This is a genomic window from Mycolicibacterium iranicum, from assembly GCF_014190915.1.
In the GTDB taxonomy this organism is placed as follows: Bacteria; Actinomycetota; Actinomycetes; order Mycobacteriales; family Mycobacteriaceae; genus Mycobacterium; species Mycobacterium iranicum_B.
This window is the reverse complement of record NZ_JACHVU010000013.1, coordinates 43,645-59,056: the sequence shown is the minus strand read 5'-3', so window position 1 is coordinate 59,056 and position 15,412 is coordinate 43,645. Positions and strand designations below refer to the sequence as shown.

Below are 15,412 nucleotides of genomic sequence, written 5' to 3'. Positions count from 1 at the left end.
CGGCATGCCGATCGCGGTGACCAGCAGCGCGATGATTGCGGCGAACACGATGAGTGCGAACATGGATACCTCCGAAAGTCGTGGCGAATCCGGGCGGACATCGTGTTCGACACGGATTCAGTAAGCAGGACGGTACCGCCGGTATCACCTTGAGCGGGCGTTCTGTGCCGGACGGAACCAGCTTCGCGCCGAAGTGACGACGGTCACAGATTGCGCGCTGGGCGGTCCACTCGGTCGCCCAAAACGGCGCAGACCACTAGTCGGCGGTGACGAAGCCTTCCGAGACCATCCAGTCGCGGGCCACGGCACTGGGATCGCGGCCCTCCACATCGACCTGCTTGTTCATCTCGGTGATCGCCTCATTGGTCAGCGCGGCCGTGACCGGGGCGGTGACCTCGGCGATCTCCGGATGCGCCTCGAAGAACTCGCGTTTCATGGTCACCGACGGGTTGTAGTGGGCGAAGAACTGCTTGTCGTCGGTCAGCACCGTCAGGTTCAGCGCGGCGATGCGGCCGTCGGTGGTGAACACCTCGCCGAAGTCGCACTCGGTGCCGTCGGAGGTGGCCTGGTAGATGATGCCCACCTGCAGGATCGGGGTCTGCGCGCGGGCCGGATCGAATCCGTAGGCCGCGGCCATCCCCGGGAAGCCGTCCTGGCGGGCGCGGAACTCGGTGTCGACGCAGGTGCGCGCCGCGGCGGGGTTGCGCAGCACCAGCGCTGCGTAGTCCGACAGAGTGCGCACGCCGGTACGTTCGACGGTCTGCGGGCTCGCCGCGAGCGCATAGGTGTCGTCCATCGGGCCGGGTTCCAGCCACACCATGTCGTTGCGTTCGAGATCCTCGTCGCGGACGGCCTCGTACTGCTCCCTGGTGTCGGGGATGGGCTTTTCGTGTCCGAGGTAGTTGATCCAGGCGTTGCCGGTGAATTCGTAGGCGACGTCCACCTGCCCGGAAAGCTGTGCCTCCCTGGTGCTTCGGGATCCGACGATGCCGGTGAGGTCACGCACCTCGGCCCCCGCCGCGGCGAGTGTGAACTCCAGGATGTAACCCATGATCACCTGCTCGGTGTACTCCTTGGAGCCGACCGTGATGCGGACGCCTTCCAGGGCGGGGTTCGGTTGCACCGAACCGGGACCGACCTCCAGCGGCACCGTGCTGCCCGACCCCAGCCCACACCCCGACAGGGTCAGCACGAGCGTCGCCGCCACGGCCAGTGTCGAACGCAGCCTCATCACCGCAGCCCCTTCGGGCTGATGAAGTACTCGGCCAGCCCGCCCAGCCAATCCACCAGCAGCGCAAGGCAGACCGCCAGCACGCTGCCCAGGATCAGCGTCACGTTGTCCTGGAGCTTGTAGCCGGTGTCGATCAGGATGCCGAGACCGCCGGCGTTGACCAGGAACGACAGCGTCGCAGTGCCGACGGCCAGCACGAGCGAGGTACGGAGCCCGGCGAGGATGTACGGGACGGCCAGCGGCAGCTCGACGCGCACCAGCAGCGACCGCCGCGACATGCCCTGCCCGAGACCGGCGTCGATCAGCGGCCGGTCCACCTGATCGATGCCCAGGATCGTGCTGGACAGCACCGGAAGCAGGGAGTAGAGCGCGATCGGCAGCACACCGATCCAGAAGCCGGTCTTGGCGGTGAGCAGGAACAGCAGGACCAGCAAGCCGATCGCGGGTGCGGCCTGCCCCACGTTGGCGATACCGACGAACAAGGGCCGCAACACCTTCGCGCCCGGGCGGGTGACCAACACGCCCAGTGGGACACCGATGACGAGCACGATCGCGGTGACGGCGGCGGTGATCAGCAGGTGCTGCCAGATCAGCGTGGCGACGTTGGCGGGGTTGATGTTCTCCTGCTGGGTGGCGGTCAGCTCGCGGTGGAACGCCCAGAACACCACGGCGGCCGCGACGATCAGCACCAGCACCGGCTGGACGAACAGGCGCAGCCGCTCAGCCCGCGTCGCCGAGGGTGTGCCGGACGCCGCGGCCGTGTCGGTCACCGTCGTCACGACGGGCCTTCGGCGGCGGTGGACGCCTCGGCGTCGGCGCGCAGGCTGGTGATCGTGTCGATCAGGGTGTCCAGGGTGACCACCCCCATGTAGCGGTTGCCCGGCCCGGCCACGACGGCCGACGCGTGCTGCTCAGCGAGGATCGCCTCCAGGGCGTCCTCCAGCGTCGACTGGGTGCTCACCAGGTCCAGCGTCTCCACGGCGTCGGCGAGTGAATCGGCATGCCGGAGCCGGCCTTCCCGCACCCAGCTGACGGGACGCTCGCGGTCGTCGAGGACCACCGCCCAGTCGCATTCGCTGCCGGCGATCACCGAGCGGACGTGGTCGACGCTGTCGCCGCGGTGCACCGACGGGCGCGTCTCGAGCGCGACGTCCTTGACGCGCAGCAGCCCGAGCTGACGCAGCGACGCCCCGGAGCCGACGAAGCCGGCGACAGTGTCGTCGGCGGGGCTGGCCAGGATGTTCTGCGGGGTGTCGTACTGCAGCACCTTGGACTGCTGTCCCAGCACCGCGATCCGGTCGCCGAGTTTCACCGCCTCCCCGAAGTCGTGGGTGACGAAGACGATGGTCTTGCGAAGCTCGGTCTGCAGCCGCAGCAACTCGTCCTGCAGCGTGCTGCGGGTGATGGGATCGACGGCGCCGAACGGCTCGTCCATCAGCAGCACCGGCGGGTCGGCCGCCAGGGCCCGGGCCACACCGACACGTTGCTGCTGGCCGCCGGAGAGCTGGCGTGGGTAACGGTCGGCGTACTGGGTGGGTTCGAGGCCGACCAGGTCGAGCAGTTCGTCGACCCGGTCGCCGATACGGCCCCGGTCCCAGCCGAGAAGGCCGGGAACGAGCCCGACGTTCTGGCGGATCGTCATGTGCGGGAACAGTCCCGCCTGCTGGATGGCGTAGCCGATGGAGCGGCGCAGCTCGGTGGGCTTGATCGACAGCGCGTCCTTGTCGCCGATCAGGATGCGGCCCGACGTCGGCTCGCTGAGCCGGTTGATCATCCGCATCGTCGTGGTCTTCCCGCACCCGGACGGGCCGACGAAGATCACGATCTCCCCGGCGGGGATCTCCAGGGATACGTCGTCGACGGCCGGTTGCCTGGCTCCCGGATACACCTTCGACACGTGGTCGAGTTCTATGCGCACCCCGGTAGGGTCTAATTGCTCTGTCACCGAATGCCTTTCGAGGTCGTGAGCCGCCCGATGAGGACCAGGACGGCGTCGAGCGCCAGTGCGAGGGTCACGATGAGCAAGGTGCCGCTCAAGGCCATCGGCAGCGCGGTGGGGCTGCCGACCCGTGCCAGGCCCGCGAAGATCAGGTTGCCCAGCCCGGGCCCCTTGACGTAGGCCGCGATCGCCAGCACCCCCATCGACATCTGGGTGCTCAGCCGCATGCCGGACAGGATGGCCGGCCAGACCAGCCGGAGCTCCACCCTGCGCAACGTGTCCAGCCTGCTCATCCCGATACCGCGGGCGGCATCGGTCAGCGCGGGGTCGACGGCGTTGAGACCGACGATCGTGTTGCGCACGATGGGCAGCAGCGAGTACAGCACCAGGGCGGTCACACTGGTGATCACGCCGAGGCCGAACAGCGGAATCAACAGACCGAGCAGCGCGAACGACGGAACGGTCAGGATGACGCTGGAGGTGGTGGTGGCCAGATTGGCCGCCAGGGCGCTGCGATAGCTGAGGACCCCGATCAGCACGCCGAGCACGGTGGCGATCAGCACGCTCTGCACGACCGCGCTGACGTGCTGGTATGAATCGAAGATCAACTGCGGATAGTGCGCAGAGACGTATTCCCACAGGGAGCTCACTGCTCTCGACTTTCCCGCGCTATGCACGATCCGTTGACTGGCGCTGATCTCCCTTACCCGATCTTGACTTCGCTGAAACGGCGCGGTTTCGATTCGCGGTGAATCTAAGGGTGTGAGCGCGCGCCGATCCGCGACACAGTGGCACGGGAGCCCAGCAACTGAGCTCACGCTATGGAGGTGGGAACGTGTCATCGGTGAAGGTGGTCAAGCTCGGCGCTCGGATCGGTGCGCGCGTCGACGGGGTCGACCTCGCCCGCGGCGTGGATGCCGCGACCGCGGACCGGATCAACGACGCGCTGCTGGAGCACAAGGTGATCTTCCTGCGCGGGCAGCACGGCCTCGACGACGACAGCCAGTTGGCGTTCGCCCGGATGCTGGGCACGCCGACGACCGCGCATCCGACGGTCACGTCGCGCGGCGCCAAGGTGCTGCCGATCGACTCGCGCTACGACAAGGCCAACAGCTGGCACACCGACGTCACGTTCGTCGACCGCATCCCCAAGGCGTCGTTGCTACGGGCGATCACGTTGCCGCCGTACGGCGGGACGACCACATGGGCCTCGACCGAAGCCGCCTACGACAGGCTGCCCGAACCCCTGCGGGCGCTCGCGGAGAGCCTGTGGGCGGTACACACCAACACCTACGACTACGCCGGCGACGTCGACGCGCGCCTGGAGCACCTCGCCGACACCGAACGGCAGTACCGCGAGGAGTTCGTCTCCGACTACTACGAGACCGAGCATCCGGTGGTAAGGGTGCACCCGGAGACGGGCCGCAAGGTGCTCCTGCTCGGCCACTTCGTCAAGCATTTCGTCGGCCTGGGCCAGTCCGAGTCCGCGGCGCTGTTCCAGCTGCTGCAGAACCGGATCACGAAGCTGGAGAACACCATTCGGTGGAGCTGGGAGCTGGGCGACATCGCGGTGTGGGACAACAGGGCGACCCAGCACTACGCCGTCTCCGACTACGACGACCAGTTCCGGCGTCTCAGCCGCGTCACCCTGGCGGGCGACATCCCCGTCGACGTCCACGGCGAACGCAGCCGGGTGGTCGCCGGCGACGCGTCGACCTACTCCGCGGTCGTCGAACCGGTCCGGCTCGCGAGCTGACCGAGCGGTGCCGGCGGGTACCGTGGACGGATGGCCAGGGTTCGCGACGACGACGCGTGTCCCGGTGCACTCCAGACACATCGGGCCGCCGACGGTGAGCTCGCCCGGGTTCGACTGCCCGGAGGTGCGATCACCGCCGCGCAGCTGGAGGCGCTCGCACAGACCGCCTCGGAACTGGGCTCCTCGACCCTGGAGCTGACGTCCCGCGGCAACCTGCAGATCCGGGGCGTCCACGACGCCCCGGCAGTCGCCGGCCGTCTCGCCGCGGCTGACCTGCTGCCGACGCCCACCCACGAGCGGGTGCGCAACATCGTGGCGTCGCCGCTGTCGGGCCGGCACGGAGGGCTCGCCGACGTCCGCGGCCTGGTGGCCGATCTCGATGCCGCCATCCGCCGCGACCCCCGCCTCGCGGCACTGCCGGGCCGGTTCCTGTTCGGCATCGACGACGGCCGCGCCGACATCTCGGGACTGGGCGCCGACGTCGGGGTGCACGCGCTCGACGGATCCCGCGCCGCTCTGCTGCTCGCCGGCCGGGACACCGGGGTGCGGATCGCCCTGGGCGAGGCCGTCGACGAACTGCTCGACATCGCCGGGCGCTTCCTCGACATCCGCGACAAGCACTGGCGTGTGGGCGAACTCGACGATCCCGCGGTGCTGCTGGGCACCCGGACACCCACCGCGCCGCCCGGTACGACCTGGGCCGCGCAGACCCGCCCCCCGGTGGGGTGGATCGAGCAGGACGACGGGTTGATCACCCTCGGCGCGGCGATCCCCCTCGGGGTCCTCGACGCCCAGCTGGCGCGCTACCTCGCGGCGGTCGGCGCACCGCTGGCCGTCACTCCGTGGCGGTCGGTCCTGCTCTTCGATCTCGACGAGGGGGTCGCCGACGTCGCGCTGCGCGTGCTCGCACCGCTGGGCCTGGTCTTCGACGAGGACTCCCCCTGGTTGGCGCTGTCCGCATGCACCGGCAGCCCCGGATGCGCACACTCGATCGCCGACGTCCGGGCCGACGCCGCCGCGGCGGTCGACCCCGCGATCACCTCGCATCGGCACTTCGTCGGCTGCGAGCGGGCATGCGGGAGCCCGGCCCACGGCCAGGTGCTGGTGGCTACCGGAGACGGCTACCGGGCCCGCGAACCGCACCCGTAGGGTGGGCGGGTGCTCGACTACATCCGCGACGCCGCAGAGATCTATCGGCAGTCGTTTGCGACCATTCGCGCCGAGGCGGACCTCGCCCGATTCCCCGATGACGTCTCCCGCGTGGTCGTCCGGCTGATCCACACCTGCGGACAGGTCGACGTCGCCGAGCATGTCGAGTTCACCCCGGATGTGGTGACCCGCACGCACGCGGCCCTGGCGGCCGGTGCGCCGATCCTGTGCGATTCCTCGATGGTCGCGTCGGGCATCACCCGGATGCGTCTGCCCGCCGACAACGAGGTCGTGTCCCTGGTGGCCGACCCGCGTGCCGCCGACCTGGCGGCCCGCCTCGGCAGCACCCGCTCGGCGGCCGGGGTGGACCTGTGGGTGGACCGGATCCCGGGGGCGGTCTTCGCCATCGGCAACGCCCCCACCGCCCTGTTCCGGCTGCTGGAGCTCCTCGACGACGGCGTCGCCCCGCCCACCTCGGTGCTCGGCGGCCCCGTCGGGTTCGTCGGCTCGGCCCAGTCCAAACAGGAGCTCATCGACAACGACCGCGGCATGTCATATCTCGTGGTCACGGGCCGCCGCGGAGGTAGCGCAATGGCCGCTGCCGCCGTCAACGCGATTGCGGCAGAACAAGAATGACCGGCCGGGTGGGCACGCTCTGGGGCGTGGGACTCGGGCCCGGTGACCCCGAACTGGTGACGGTCAAGGCCGCGCGGGTGATCTCCGCCGCCGACGTGGTGGCCTACCACAGCGCGCGGCACGGGCGCAGCATCGCGCGCGGCATCGCCGAGCCATACCTGCGCGACGGGCAGATCGAAGAGCACCTGGTCTACCCCGTCACGACGGAGACGTCCGACCACCCCGGTGGTTACGCCGGGGCGATGGACGACTTCTACCGGGAATCGGCCGACCGGATCGCCGCGCACCTCGACGCCGGGCGCGACGTCGCGCTGCTGGCCGAGGGCGATCCGCTCTTCTACAGCTCCTACATGCACATGCACACCCGGCTGACGCAGCGCTTCGACGCCGTGATCGTGCCGGGGGTGACCTCGGTGAGCGCGGCCTCGGCAGCGGTGTCGACGCCGCTGGTCCAGGGCGATCAGATACTGACCATCCTGCCCGGCACGCTGCCCGCCGACGAACTGCAGCGCCGGCTCGCCGACACCGACGCCGCGGTGATCATGAAACTGGGACGCTCGTATCCTGCTGTACGTCAGGCGCTTTCAGCTTCGGGCCGCCTCGGTGACGCGTACTACGTCGAGCGCGCGAGCACCGAGCGTCAGCGGGTGCTGCCCGCCGCGGACGTCGACGACGACTCCGTGCCGTACTTCGCCATCACGATGCTCGCCGGCGACCGGCCCGCCCCGCGCGGCACCGGGTCGGTGGCGGTGGTCGGGCTGGGCCCCGGCGACTCGAACTGGATGACACCGCAGAGCCGCCACGAGCTCGCGGCGGCCACCGACCTGATCGGCTACGGGCCCTACCTGGACCGCGTCGGTGTCCGGGACGGGCAGCACCGTCACCCCAGCGACAACACCGACGAGCCCGCGCGCGCCCGGCTGGCCTGCGAGCTGGCAGAGCAGGGCCGCACCGTTGCCGTCGTGTCCTCGGGCGACCCCGGGGTGTTCGCGATGGCGACGGCGGTGCTCGAAGAGGCCGAGCAGTGGCCGGGCGTGGACGTCCGGGTCATCCCCGCGATGACCGCCGCGCAGGCGGTGGCCAGCCGCGTCGGCGCGCCCCTGGGCCACGACTACGCCGTGATCTCGCTGTCCGATCGGCTCAAGCCGTGGGAGGTGATCGCCCGGCGGGTGTCGGCCGCCGCGGCCGCTGACATGGTCCTGGCCATCTACAACCCGGCGTCCAAGACCCGCACCTGGCAGGTCGCGGCCATGCGTGACCTGCTGCTGGAGCACCGCGACCCGGCCACGCCGGTGGTCATCGGCCGGGACGTCGCGGGGCCGGGCGAGTCGGTACGCGTCGTTCCGTTGGGCGAGCTGGACCCGGCCGACGTCGACATGCGTTGCCTTCTCATCATCGGGTCGTCGCAGACCCGCTGGCATCGCGCCGACGGCGCCGATCGGGTTTTCACGCTGCGGCGTTATCCGGAGGCCTGACGCGCGTCGCGCATCGTTGACACTCGTCAGAACTGCGGGTTAACCTCGCGCGTGCAGCGAGGACTCCCGGTGCGGTCGCCCACCGACCGTCGCCAGCCTCAGAAGAGCGACCTGAGGCGGGTGGCCATCCTCGATTCGCTCGACCACCATCTGCGCGAATCCGGCTTCGACGCGCTCAACATCGCCGACGTCACCCGGCGCGCGGGCGTCACCCGGTCCGCGTTCTACTTCTACTTCGAGAACAAGGCGGCCGCGGTGGCCGCCCTGCTGGAACCCATGTACGACGACGGCTTCCTGGCCGGCGATCTGCTCACCAGCACCGACCGTCCACCGCAGCAGAGGATCCGGGCGATGCTGGTGGCACTGCTCGACACCGTCGATGCGCACCGGTATCTGCTGCAGGCGATGCTCGAAGCCCGGGCGACGAACGCCTCGATCCGCGACGTGTGGGATGACGCCCGCGAGTCGTTCGTCCCGGCGGTCGCGGGCATGATCGCCGCCGAACGCGACGGCGGGCGCGCACCGGGCGGTCCGCAGGCGGAGCTCCTCGCCGGCATCCTGCTGGAGTTCAACGACCGTCTCCTTGAGCGCTACACCGTCGGCGGCCGGCTGACCCGCGACGAACTGCTGACCGCGGCCGAAACCGTGTGGCTGCGCACGATTTATGCCGACGACGGCGCTTACCGATGAGCGCTTGCGCGAAGAGCAGAACACACCGATGAGCGCTTGCGCGAAGAGCAGAACACACCGATGAGCGCTTCCGCGAAGAGCAGAACATACCGAAAGGCGACCCAGTGAGCATTCCCCGCGGCCCGGCAGACCTCACCCCTCAGTGGCTGGCCTCGGTGCTGGGCACCGAGGTGGGCGACGTCGAGGTGACCGCCATCGGCACCGGGCAGACCGGGGCCACCTACCGGGTGCGCGCAACCTACCCGCCCACGGCGCAGTCCCCCACTCCGCCCGCCACTTTCGCGGTCAAGCTCCCCGCCCAGGACGACGCGGTGCGGGAACGGGTGGCGCTGGGATACCTCTCGGAGGTCGAGTTCTACTCGGCGGTCGCCCGGGACGTCGCGATCCCGGTGCCGGGGTGCTTTCACAGCGAGATATCCCCCGACGGAACCGATTTCGTTCTGGTGCTGGCCGACATGGCCCCGGCCGAGCAGGGCGACCAGATCGCGGGGTGCACCCCGGCCGAGGCGGCCCTGGCCGTGGAGGCCCTCGCCGGTCTGCACGGGCCCAGCTGGGGCGAACGGCGCTTCTTCGACCTGCCCTGCATCGTGATGCCCAAACCCGGGGACGAGGCGGCGGCCAAGGGGATGGGTGACGTGGCCGTGATGGCCGCCGACATCACGCTGGACAAGCTCGGAGGATCGGTCAGCGACGAGGACCGTGACACCCTGCTGACGTCGATGGGCCTGGTGACCCCATGGCTGTTGGCTGTGCCGGAGCGCTTCTCGCTGATGCACGGCGACTACCGGCTCGACAATCTGCTCTACGACCCGGACCGCACCCGGGTGACCGTCGTCGACTGGCAGACGATCGGCATCGGGCTGCCGACCCGCGACCTGGCCTATTTCACCGCCACGAGCCTGCTCCCCGAGCAGCGCGCCGAGTCCGAGCGCGACCTCGTCGAGCGGTACCACTCCACGCTCCTCGGCCACGGCGTGAGCGGATACGACCTCGAAACATGTTGGCACGATTATCGACTCGGCGTTCTGCAGGCGCCGCTGCTGACCGCGCTGGGCTACGCGTTCGCGGCGTCCACGGAGCGGGGCGACGAGATGATCCTGACCATGCTGCACCGGGGCTGCCGGGCGATCCGCGAACTGGACGCGATCGACCTGGTCAGGACGTACCGGTCTTCGTCGCCGACCACTGCGTGACGGGCATCGCGGGACGCCAGCCGGTGAAGGAGCCGACGGCGTCCCCGGCGTAGTGCTGGAATCGCCGCAGCTCGCCACCGTGTCGAGAATAGTGTTGCGCGAGAACGGCTTCAGACTCCACGGTGACGGCATTGGCGACGAGCCGCCCGCCCGCGCGCAGCGCGTCCCAGCAGGCGTCCATCAGCCCCGGCTGACTCACACCGCCCCCGACGAAGATCACGTCGGGTGGCGGGGTGAACGCGAACGTCTCGGGAGCGTCGAAGGTCGCCTCGACCCGCACACCGAAGGCGGTGGCGTTGTGGACGATCCGGGCCCGCCGACCTTCGTCGCGTTCGAAGGCGATCGCGCGGCAGCCGGGCCCGGACAGGCACCACTGGATCGCGACGCTGCCCGATCCCGCGCCCACGTCCCAGAGCAGCTCGCCCGGCTTCGGGGCCAGCGCCGCGAGCGTGGCGGCGCGGACCATCTGCTTGGTGATCTGACCGTCGTGGGCGAACGCATCGTCGGGCAGGATGCCGAGCTGCCGGGCGTCCGGCAGGTAGCGCACAGCCATCACGTTGAGGTCGTCGACGTCGCCCGGAGGCCGGTTGGACCATTCCTGCGCCGTCGAGGTGCGTCGCAGTTCCCTGGGTCCGCCGAGTTGCTCGAGGATCGTCAACTCCGAATCGCCACGCCCGGTGTCGGCCAGCAGCCTGGCCAGTTCCGCCGGCGAGGAGCCGTTGCGCGACAACACGATCGCCTGCCCGCCGCGGCGGACCGCGGCCACGGTGTCCTGTGTCACCAGGCTGATGATCTCGGTGTCCTGGACCGACCATCCCACGCGTGAACAGGCGAGCGTCACCGAGGACACGTGCGGCAGCACCGCGACCAGGTCGGCGCCGAAGCGGCGGATGAGGGTGCTGCCGATCCCGTGCAGCAGCGGGTCGCCGCTGGCGACCACGTGGACGTCGCCGTCGGCGCCGTCGAGAAGCGTGTCCAGGGCGGGCAGCAGCGGCGTCGGCCACGACCGTCGCGCGGCGGTGACCGTGGCGTCCAGAAGCTCCAGCTGCCGTGGTGATCCGTAAACGACCGTGGCCCTTGTCAACTCGGAGCGGGATGCGGCAGGGAGCCCGGCCATACCGTCGGCCCCGATACCCACGACGACGATCACCGCGGCAACCTCCGCCACATCCACCGCGGCATGCTGCGGAACGCGAAGGCCAGGGCGGCCAGCGATCCGGGGATCCACACGGTGGTGCGCCCCTTGCGCAGCGCCCGCACCGTGGCCTCGGCCACCTGGGCGGGTGTGCTCGACAGCGGGGCCGGCGACATTCCTTCGGTCATGCGGCCGACGACGAAGCCCGGCCGAACGAGCAGCAGACGCACCCCCGAGCCGTGCAGCGCGTCGGAGAGCCCGTTGCAGAACCCGTCCAGACCCGCCTTGGCCGATCCGTAGACGTAGTTGGCGCGGCGCACGCGCACACCGGCGATGGAGGAGAACACCACGAGAGCGCCGGAGCCCGCCGAGCGCATGGCCTCGGACAGCACGGTGAGCAGACTGACCTGGGCCACGTAGTCGGTGTGGGCGATGGCGGCCGCGTGTGCGGCGTCCGCTTCGGCGCGGGACTGATCGCCCAGGATGCCGAAGGCCAGGACGGCGGTGTCGATCGGGCCGTGCTCGGTGACGATCGTCGCGACGAGGCCGCGGTGGGAGGTCAGGTCGTCGGCGTCGAAGGCGTAGGTGTGTACGGCCGCCGCGCCCGCCCGCTCCAGGAGGGCGGTCTCGGCATCCAGTTCGTGGGGCCTGCGGGCCGCGAGCACCGCCGTGGCTCCCGGCGCCAGTCGCTGCGCCACTTCCAGCCCGATCTCGCTGCGGCCGCCGAAGACGACCACCAGACTCGTGTCCTTCACGGCCCTGATTATGTCCTGCGCTAGCGTGGACGCCGATGGCCAAGGCAACAACGCGACTGACCAACGATGCGCTGGCGTTCCTCACCGAGCGCCACCTCGCGATGTTGACCACGCTGCGCTCCGACCAGTCCCCGCACGTCGTCGCAGTCGGGTTCACGTTCGACCCGACGACACACATCGCCCGCGTCATCACCACCGGCGGGTCGCAGAAGGCCGTCAACGCCGAGCAACGCGGCGTCGCGGTGCTCAGCCAGGTGGACGGCGCCCGGTGGCTCTCGCTGGAGGGCACCGCGACGGTGCACAAGGGCATCGAGGCCGTCCGCGACGCCGAATTGCGGTACGCGCAGCGCTACCGGACACCTCGCCCCAACCCCAAGCGGGTGGTGATCGAGGTCCGCATCGAGCGTGTCCTGGGTTCCTCGGGTCTGCTGGACCGCGGCGAAGGCTAGCCGTGCTGGGCGACCGGCACCACGACGAGGTCGTGCGGTCGCTCGTTGACCGACAGCGCGCCGTCGGCGGTGACGATCACGATGTCCTCGATGCGCGCGCCCCAGTGCCCGGGGAAATAGATGCCGGGCTCGACGGAGAACGCCATCCCCTCCTGCAGCGGTAGCGCGTTGCCCGCCACGATGTAGGGCTCTTCGTGCACAGACAGCCCGATCCCGTGTCCGGTGCGGTGCACGAACGCCTCGGCCAGTCCCTCGCCGGCGAGCACGTCGCGGGCCGCCGCATCGACCTCCTCGGCCGTGACCCCGGGGCGCACCACATCGACCGCGGCCTGCTGGGCCCGCTGCAACACCGCGTAGCGGCGCGCCACCTCCGGGTCGGGTTCGCCGATGCTGTACGTGCGGGTCGAGTCGGAGTTGTAGCCGGGGTCGTACGGGCCGCCGATGTCGACCACGACGATGTCCCCGGCCTGCAGTTCGCGATCCGAGCACTCGTGGTGGGGGTCGGCGCCGTGCGGGCCTGAGCCGACGATGATGAACGCGACCTCGGAATGACCCTCTGCCACAATCGCTTCGGCGATGTCGGCGGCGACGTCGGCCTCGGTGCGTCCCGGCACCAGGAACTCCGGCACCCGCGCGTGCACCCGGTCGATGGCGGCGCCCGCCTTGCGCAGCGCGTCGATCTCGGCGGGGTCCTTGATCATCCGCAACGTGCGCAGGACGTCGGTGGCCAGCACCGGGACCGTGCCCAGGACGCCGGCCAGCGGCAGCAGGTGCAGGGCGGGCATCGAATCGGTGACCGCCACCGCCAGGGGCGCGCCGCCGGGCAGGGCGTCGGCCACCAGGCGGTAGGGGTCCTCGCCGTCGACCCAATCCCGCACGGAGACACCGAGGTCGGGCACCGCCGACTCCCTTAGCGAGGCCAGTTCCAGGCGCGGGATGACGACCGTAGGGTCTCCGTCCGCGGGCAACACCAGCGCGGTGAGCCGCTCGAATGTCTGGGCCCGCGACCCCGTCAGGTAGCGCAGGTCGTATCCCGGCGTAATCACCAGGCCGGCGAGACCGGCGTCGGCGGCGGCCGCCGCGGCCGCCCGCAGCCGGTGGGCGTAGACGCCGGTGTCGAAGCGCGCGCTGGAACGGGTGTCCGTCATGGATTCCAGGCTAGTAGCGAGGCGCAGAGGGACGCGAGGTGACCTGGCAGGATGGCGCGCATGAGCAAGAACGCGCCGCTGGTGCTACTCGACGGGGCGAGCATGTGGTTTCGCTCGTACTTCGGTGTCCCGTCGTCGATCACCGCACCGGACGGTCGGCCCGTCAACGCCCTGCGCGGCTTCCTCGACGCCGTCGCGACGGTCATCACCCGGGAACGTCCGCACCGCCTGGTGGTCTGCCGCGACGACGATTGGCGTCCGCAGTGGCGGGTCGACCTCGTCCCGTCCTACAAGGCGCATCGCGTGGCCGAGGAGAACCCCGACGAGCAGCCCGACATCGAGGTGGTGCCCGACGAGCTGACCCCCCAGGTCGACATGATCATGGAGATCCTCGACGCGTTCGGCATCGCCACCGCGGGTGCGGCGCACTGCGAGGCCGACGATGTGCTGGGCACCCTCGCCGGCGCCGAGACCGAAGACCCCGTGGTGGTGGTCAGCGGCGATCGCGATCTGCTCCAGCTCGTGCGCGACGAGCCGGTGCCGGTGCGCGTGCTCTATCTGGGCCGCGGTCTGTCCAAGGCGATCACGTACGGGCCCGAGGAGGTGGCCGAGACGTACGGGGTGCCGATCGAGCGTGCCGGGCCGGCCTATGCGGAGCTCGCGTTGCTGCGCGGTGACCCGTCCGACGGCCTGCCCGGCGTGCCGGGCATCGGTGAGAAGACCGCGGCGACGCTGCTGGCCCAGCATCGATCACTGGAGCGCATCCTGGCCGCCGCTGCGGACCCGTCCTCGACGCTGGCCAAGGCGCACCGCAAGAAGATCCTGGCCGCGGCCGAGTACATCGAGAAGGCCGAGCCCGTCGTGCGGGTGGCCACCGATGCCGACATCAGCTGGTCGACGGACGGGGACGAGCTGCCGCTGGCGGCGCGGCACCCCCGCAAAGTCGCCGAACTCGCGGAACGCTACGGCGTGTCGTCGTCGATCGCTCGGTTGCAGGCCGCGTTAGACAAGCTCTGACGGGCCCTGACGGGCCGGCCTACTTGGGGCGTCCGACCTCGTAGGTGCCGTCGTCGTCCTGGAACGTGACGGTGACCTGGCGCTTGGTGCCGTCGATGCTCACCTCGCAGTTGAAGGTGTCGCCCTTCTTGACCGTCGGGCTCTCGCCGTTGTTGCACTTGACGTCGTTGACGTTCTTGGCGCCGTAGCCGTTGGTCTCGTCGGTAAGGATCTGCTCCACACCGGTCTGGGCGGCGTTGACGTCGAGCTTGGTGGTCACGAAGAACCCGGGCTTCCAGAAGCCCATCACCAGCACGGCGGCGATGACGATCAGGGCGAGCGCGCCGAGGATGCCACCGATGAGGGCCATCGACCGCTTCGAGCCGCCGTCGGATCCCGACGGGGCGAAGCCGGGCGCACCCGGATACTGGCCGTACTGGCCCGGCTGCTGTCCGTACTGGCCGGGCTGCTGTCCGTACTGACCCGGCTGCTGTCCGTACTGGCCCGGCTGACCGTAGGCGCCGGGCTGGCCGTACTGACCGGGCTGGGTGTATCCGGTGGGGCTGTATTCAGAGGTCTGCTGGCCGTACTGATCGCCCCCGGGGTACTGCTGAGGTGAGTACGTGGGCGGCTGCGTCGGCTGCTGGTACTGCGGATACTGCTGCGGCTGGTAGGCCGGGGGCTGCTGCCACGCCGGCTGCTCGCCACCCTGGGTCTGGCCCGCACCCGACGGCGGCTGCCACCCCTGGTTGGCCGCCGAATCGCCCGCCGACTGGTCTGTCCCCTGCTCAGGCTGCTGACCCGGCCACGGCTGGGTCGGGTCAGATCCCTGCGGTCCGCTCATTTCACTCCTCGGTCGT

General features: G+C 70.2%; 16 protein-coding genes. 8 read left to right on the top strand and 8 right to left on the bottom strand.

Annotated elements, in window-relative coordinates:
• Positions 1-256: 256 nt before the first annotated feature.
• From FHR72_RS22240 to FHR72_RS22225, 4 genes are read right to left on the bottom strand one after another with little or no spacing between them, the layout of a single operon-like run.
• Positions 257-1,231: a glycine betaine ABC transporter substrate-binding protein gene (locus tag FHR72_RS22240; RefSeq protein WP_183472244.1), complete on the bottom strand. Its 975-nt coding sequence runs from the start codon at positions 1,229-1,231 to the stop codon at positions 257-259.
• Positions 1,231-2,010, bottom strand: coding sequence for an ABC transporter permease (locus tag FHR72_RS22235; RefSeq protein ID WP_183472241.1), 780 nt, complete (start codon positions 2,008-2,010; stop codon positions 1,231-1,233). The genes FHR72_RS22240 and FHR72_RS22235 overlap by 1 nt, the downstream gene beginning before the upstream one ends.
• The gene (locus FHR72_RS22230) at positions 2,007-3,176 is read right to left on the bottom strand and encodes an ABC transporter ATP-binding protein (RefSeq protein ID WP_183472238.1); all 1,170 of its coding nucleotides are present in this window, start codon (positions 3,174-3,176) and stop codon (positions 2,007-2,009) included. Before FHR72_RS22230 ends, FHR72_RS22235 begins: the two co-directional genes overlap by 4 nt.
• On the bottom strand, positions 3,173-3,820 hold the full coding sequence (locus FHR72_RS22225) for an ABC transporter permease (protein WP_183472235.1): 648 nt from the start codon (positions 3,818-3,820) through the stop codon (positions 3,173-3,175). The genes FHR72_RS22230 and FHR72_RS22225 overlap by 4 nt, the downstream gene beginning before the upstream one ends.
• Positions 3,821-4,005: 185 nt before the next feature.
• On the opposite strand from FHR72_RS22225, the gene FHR72_RS22220 reads away from it, so the two are divergent.
• The 6 genes from FHR72_RS22220 (at position 4,006) to FHR72_RS22195 (ending at position 10,069) form a co-directional block, all read left to right on the top strand.
• Positions 4,006-4,926 carry a TauD/TfdA dioxygenase family protein gene (locus tag FHR72_RS22220; RefSeq protein ID WP_183472232.1) on the top strand — a complete coding sequence of 307 codons (921 nt, stop codon included), beginning with the start codon at positions 4,006-4,008 and terminating at the stop codon, positions 4,924-4,926.
• 30 nt (positions 4,927-4,956) lie between these two features.
• Positions 4,957-6,075 (top strand): precorrin-3B synthase, encoded by a 1,119-nt coding sequence (gene cobG / locus FHR72_RS22215; RefSeq protein ID WP_183472229.1) that lies wholly within the window; start codon positions 4,957-4,959, stop codon positions 6,073-6,075.
• A gap of 9 nt (positions 6,076-6,084) precedes the next feature.
• Positions 6,085-6,711 carry a precorrin-8X methylmutase gene (locus FHR72_RS22210; protein ID WP_183472226.1) on the top strand — a complete coding sequence of 209 codons (627 nt, stop codon included), beginning with the start codon at positions 6,085-6,087 and terminating at the stop codon, positions 6,709-6,711.
• A complete protein-coding gene (locus tag FHR72_RS22205; RefSeq protein WP_183472223.1) occupies positions 6,708-8,186 on the top strand; it encodes a precorrin-2 C(20)-methyltransferase in 1,479 nt (492 codons plus the stop codon). Before FHR72_RS22210 ends, FHR72_RS22205 begins: the two co-directional genes overlap by 4 nt.
• A 69-nt stretch (positions 8,187-8,255) precedes the next feature.
• Positions 8,256-8,876, top strand: a complete 621-nt coding sequence (locus FHR72_RS22200; protein ID WP_183472220.1) for a TetR/AcrR family transcriptional regulator — start codon at positions 8,256-8,258, stop codon at positions 8,874-8,876.
• A gap of 104 nt (positions 8,877-8,980) precedes the next feature.
• Positions 8,981-10,069 (top strand): aminoglycoside phosphotransferase family protein, encoded by a 1,089-nt coding sequence (locus FHR72_RS22195; protein ID WP_183472217.1) that lies wholly within the window; start codon positions 8,981-8,983, stop codon positions 10,067-10,069.
• On the opposite strand, the gene cbiE is transcribed toward FHR72_RS22195, so the two are convergent.
• Together cbiE and FHR72_RS22185 are read right to left on the bottom strand one after the other, a co-directional pair.
• Positions 10,032-11,219 carry a precorrin-6y C5,15-methyltransferase (decarboxylating) subunit CbiE gene (gene cbiE, locus FHR72_RS22190; protein WP_183472500.1) on the bottom strand — a complete coding sequence of 396 codons (1,188 nt, stop codon included), beginning with the start codon at positions 11,217-11,219 and terminating at the stop codon, positions 10,032-10,034. The two genes, FHR72_RS22195 and cbiE, sit on opposite strands and share 38 nt — an antisense overlap.
• On the bottom strand, positions 11,216-11,959 hold the full coding sequence (locus tag FHR72_RS22185; RefSeq protein WP_183472214.1) for a decaprenylphospho-beta-D-erythro-pentofuranosid-2-ulose 2-reductase: 744 nt from the start codon (positions 11,957-11,959) through the stop codon (positions 11,216-11,218). Before FHR72_RS22185 ends, cbiE begins: the two co-directional genes overlap by 4 nt.
• Positions 11,960-11,994: 35 nt before the next feature.
• Here FHR72_RS22185 and FHR72_RS22180 point away from each other — a divergent pair, with 35 nt between their 5' ends.
• Positions 11,995-12,408, top strand: a complete 414-nt coding sequence (locus FHR72_RS22180; protein WP_183472211.1) for a F420-dependent biliverdin reductase — start codon at positions 11,995-11,997, stop codon at positions 12,406-12,408.
• Here the strand turns inward: FHR72_RS22180 and FHR72_RS22175 are convergent.
• Complete coding sequence (locus FHR72_RS22175) at positions 12,405-13,556, bottom strand: M24 family metallopeptidase (RefSeq protein WP_183472208.1); 1,152 nt, start codon at positions 13,554-13,556, stop codon at positions 12,405-12,407. The genes FHR72_RS22180 and FHR72_RS22175 overlap by 4 nt on opposite strands.
• Positions 13,557-13,616: 60 nt before the next feature.
• Between FHR72_RS22175 and FHR72_RS22170 the strand changes: the two genes are divergently transcribed.
• On the top strand, positions 13,617-14,573 hold the full coding sequence (locus FHR72_RS22170) for a 5'-3' exonuclease (protein WP_183472205.1): 957 nt from the start codon (positions 13,617-13,619) through the stop codon (positions 14,571-14,573).
• 19 nt (positions 14,574-14,592) lie between these two features.
• Here the strand turns inward: FHR72_RS22170 and FHR72_RS22165 are convergent, their stop codons facing one another.
• Positions 14,593-15,396 (bottom strand): DUF4333 domain-containing protein, encoded by an 804-nt coding sequence (locus FHR72_RS22165; RefSeq protein ID WP_183472202.1) that lies wholly within the window; start codon positions 15,394-15,396, stop codon positions 14,593-14,595.
• Between the last annotated feature and the right edge of the window lie 16 nt (positions 15,397-15,412).

Excerpts from the sequence above, each read along its gene's own strand:
- FHR72_RS22205 (WP_183472223.1), top strand. The coding sequence starts at position 6,708 with ATGACCGGCCGGGTGGGCACGCTCTGGGGCGTGGGACTCGGGCCCGGT.
- FHR72_RS22170 (WP_183472205.1), top strand. The coding sequence starts at position 13,617 with ATGAGCAAGAACGCGCCGCTGGTGCTACTCGACGGGGCGAGCATGTGG.
- FHR72_RS22165 (WP_183472202.1), bottom strand. The coding sequence starts at position 15,396 with ATGAGCGGACCGCAGGGATCTGACCCGACCCAGCCGTGGCCGGGTCAG.
- FHR72_RS22175 (WP_183472208.1), bottom strand. The coding sequence starts at position 13,556 with ATGACGGACACCCGTTCCAGCGCGCGCTTCGACACCGGCGTCTACGCC.
- cobG (WP_183472229.1), top strand. The coding sequence starts at position 4,957 with ATGGCCAGGGTTCGCGACGACGACGCGTGTCCCGGTGCACTCCAGACA.
- FHR72_RS22240 (WP_183472244.1), bottom strand. The coding sequence starts at position 1,231 with ATGAGGCTGCGTTCGACACTGGCCGTGGCGGCGACGCTCGTGCTGACC.
- FHR72_RS22180 (WP_183472211.1), top strand. The coding sequence starts at position 11,995 with ATGGCCAAGGCAACAACGCGACTGACCAACGATGCGCTGGCGTTCCTC.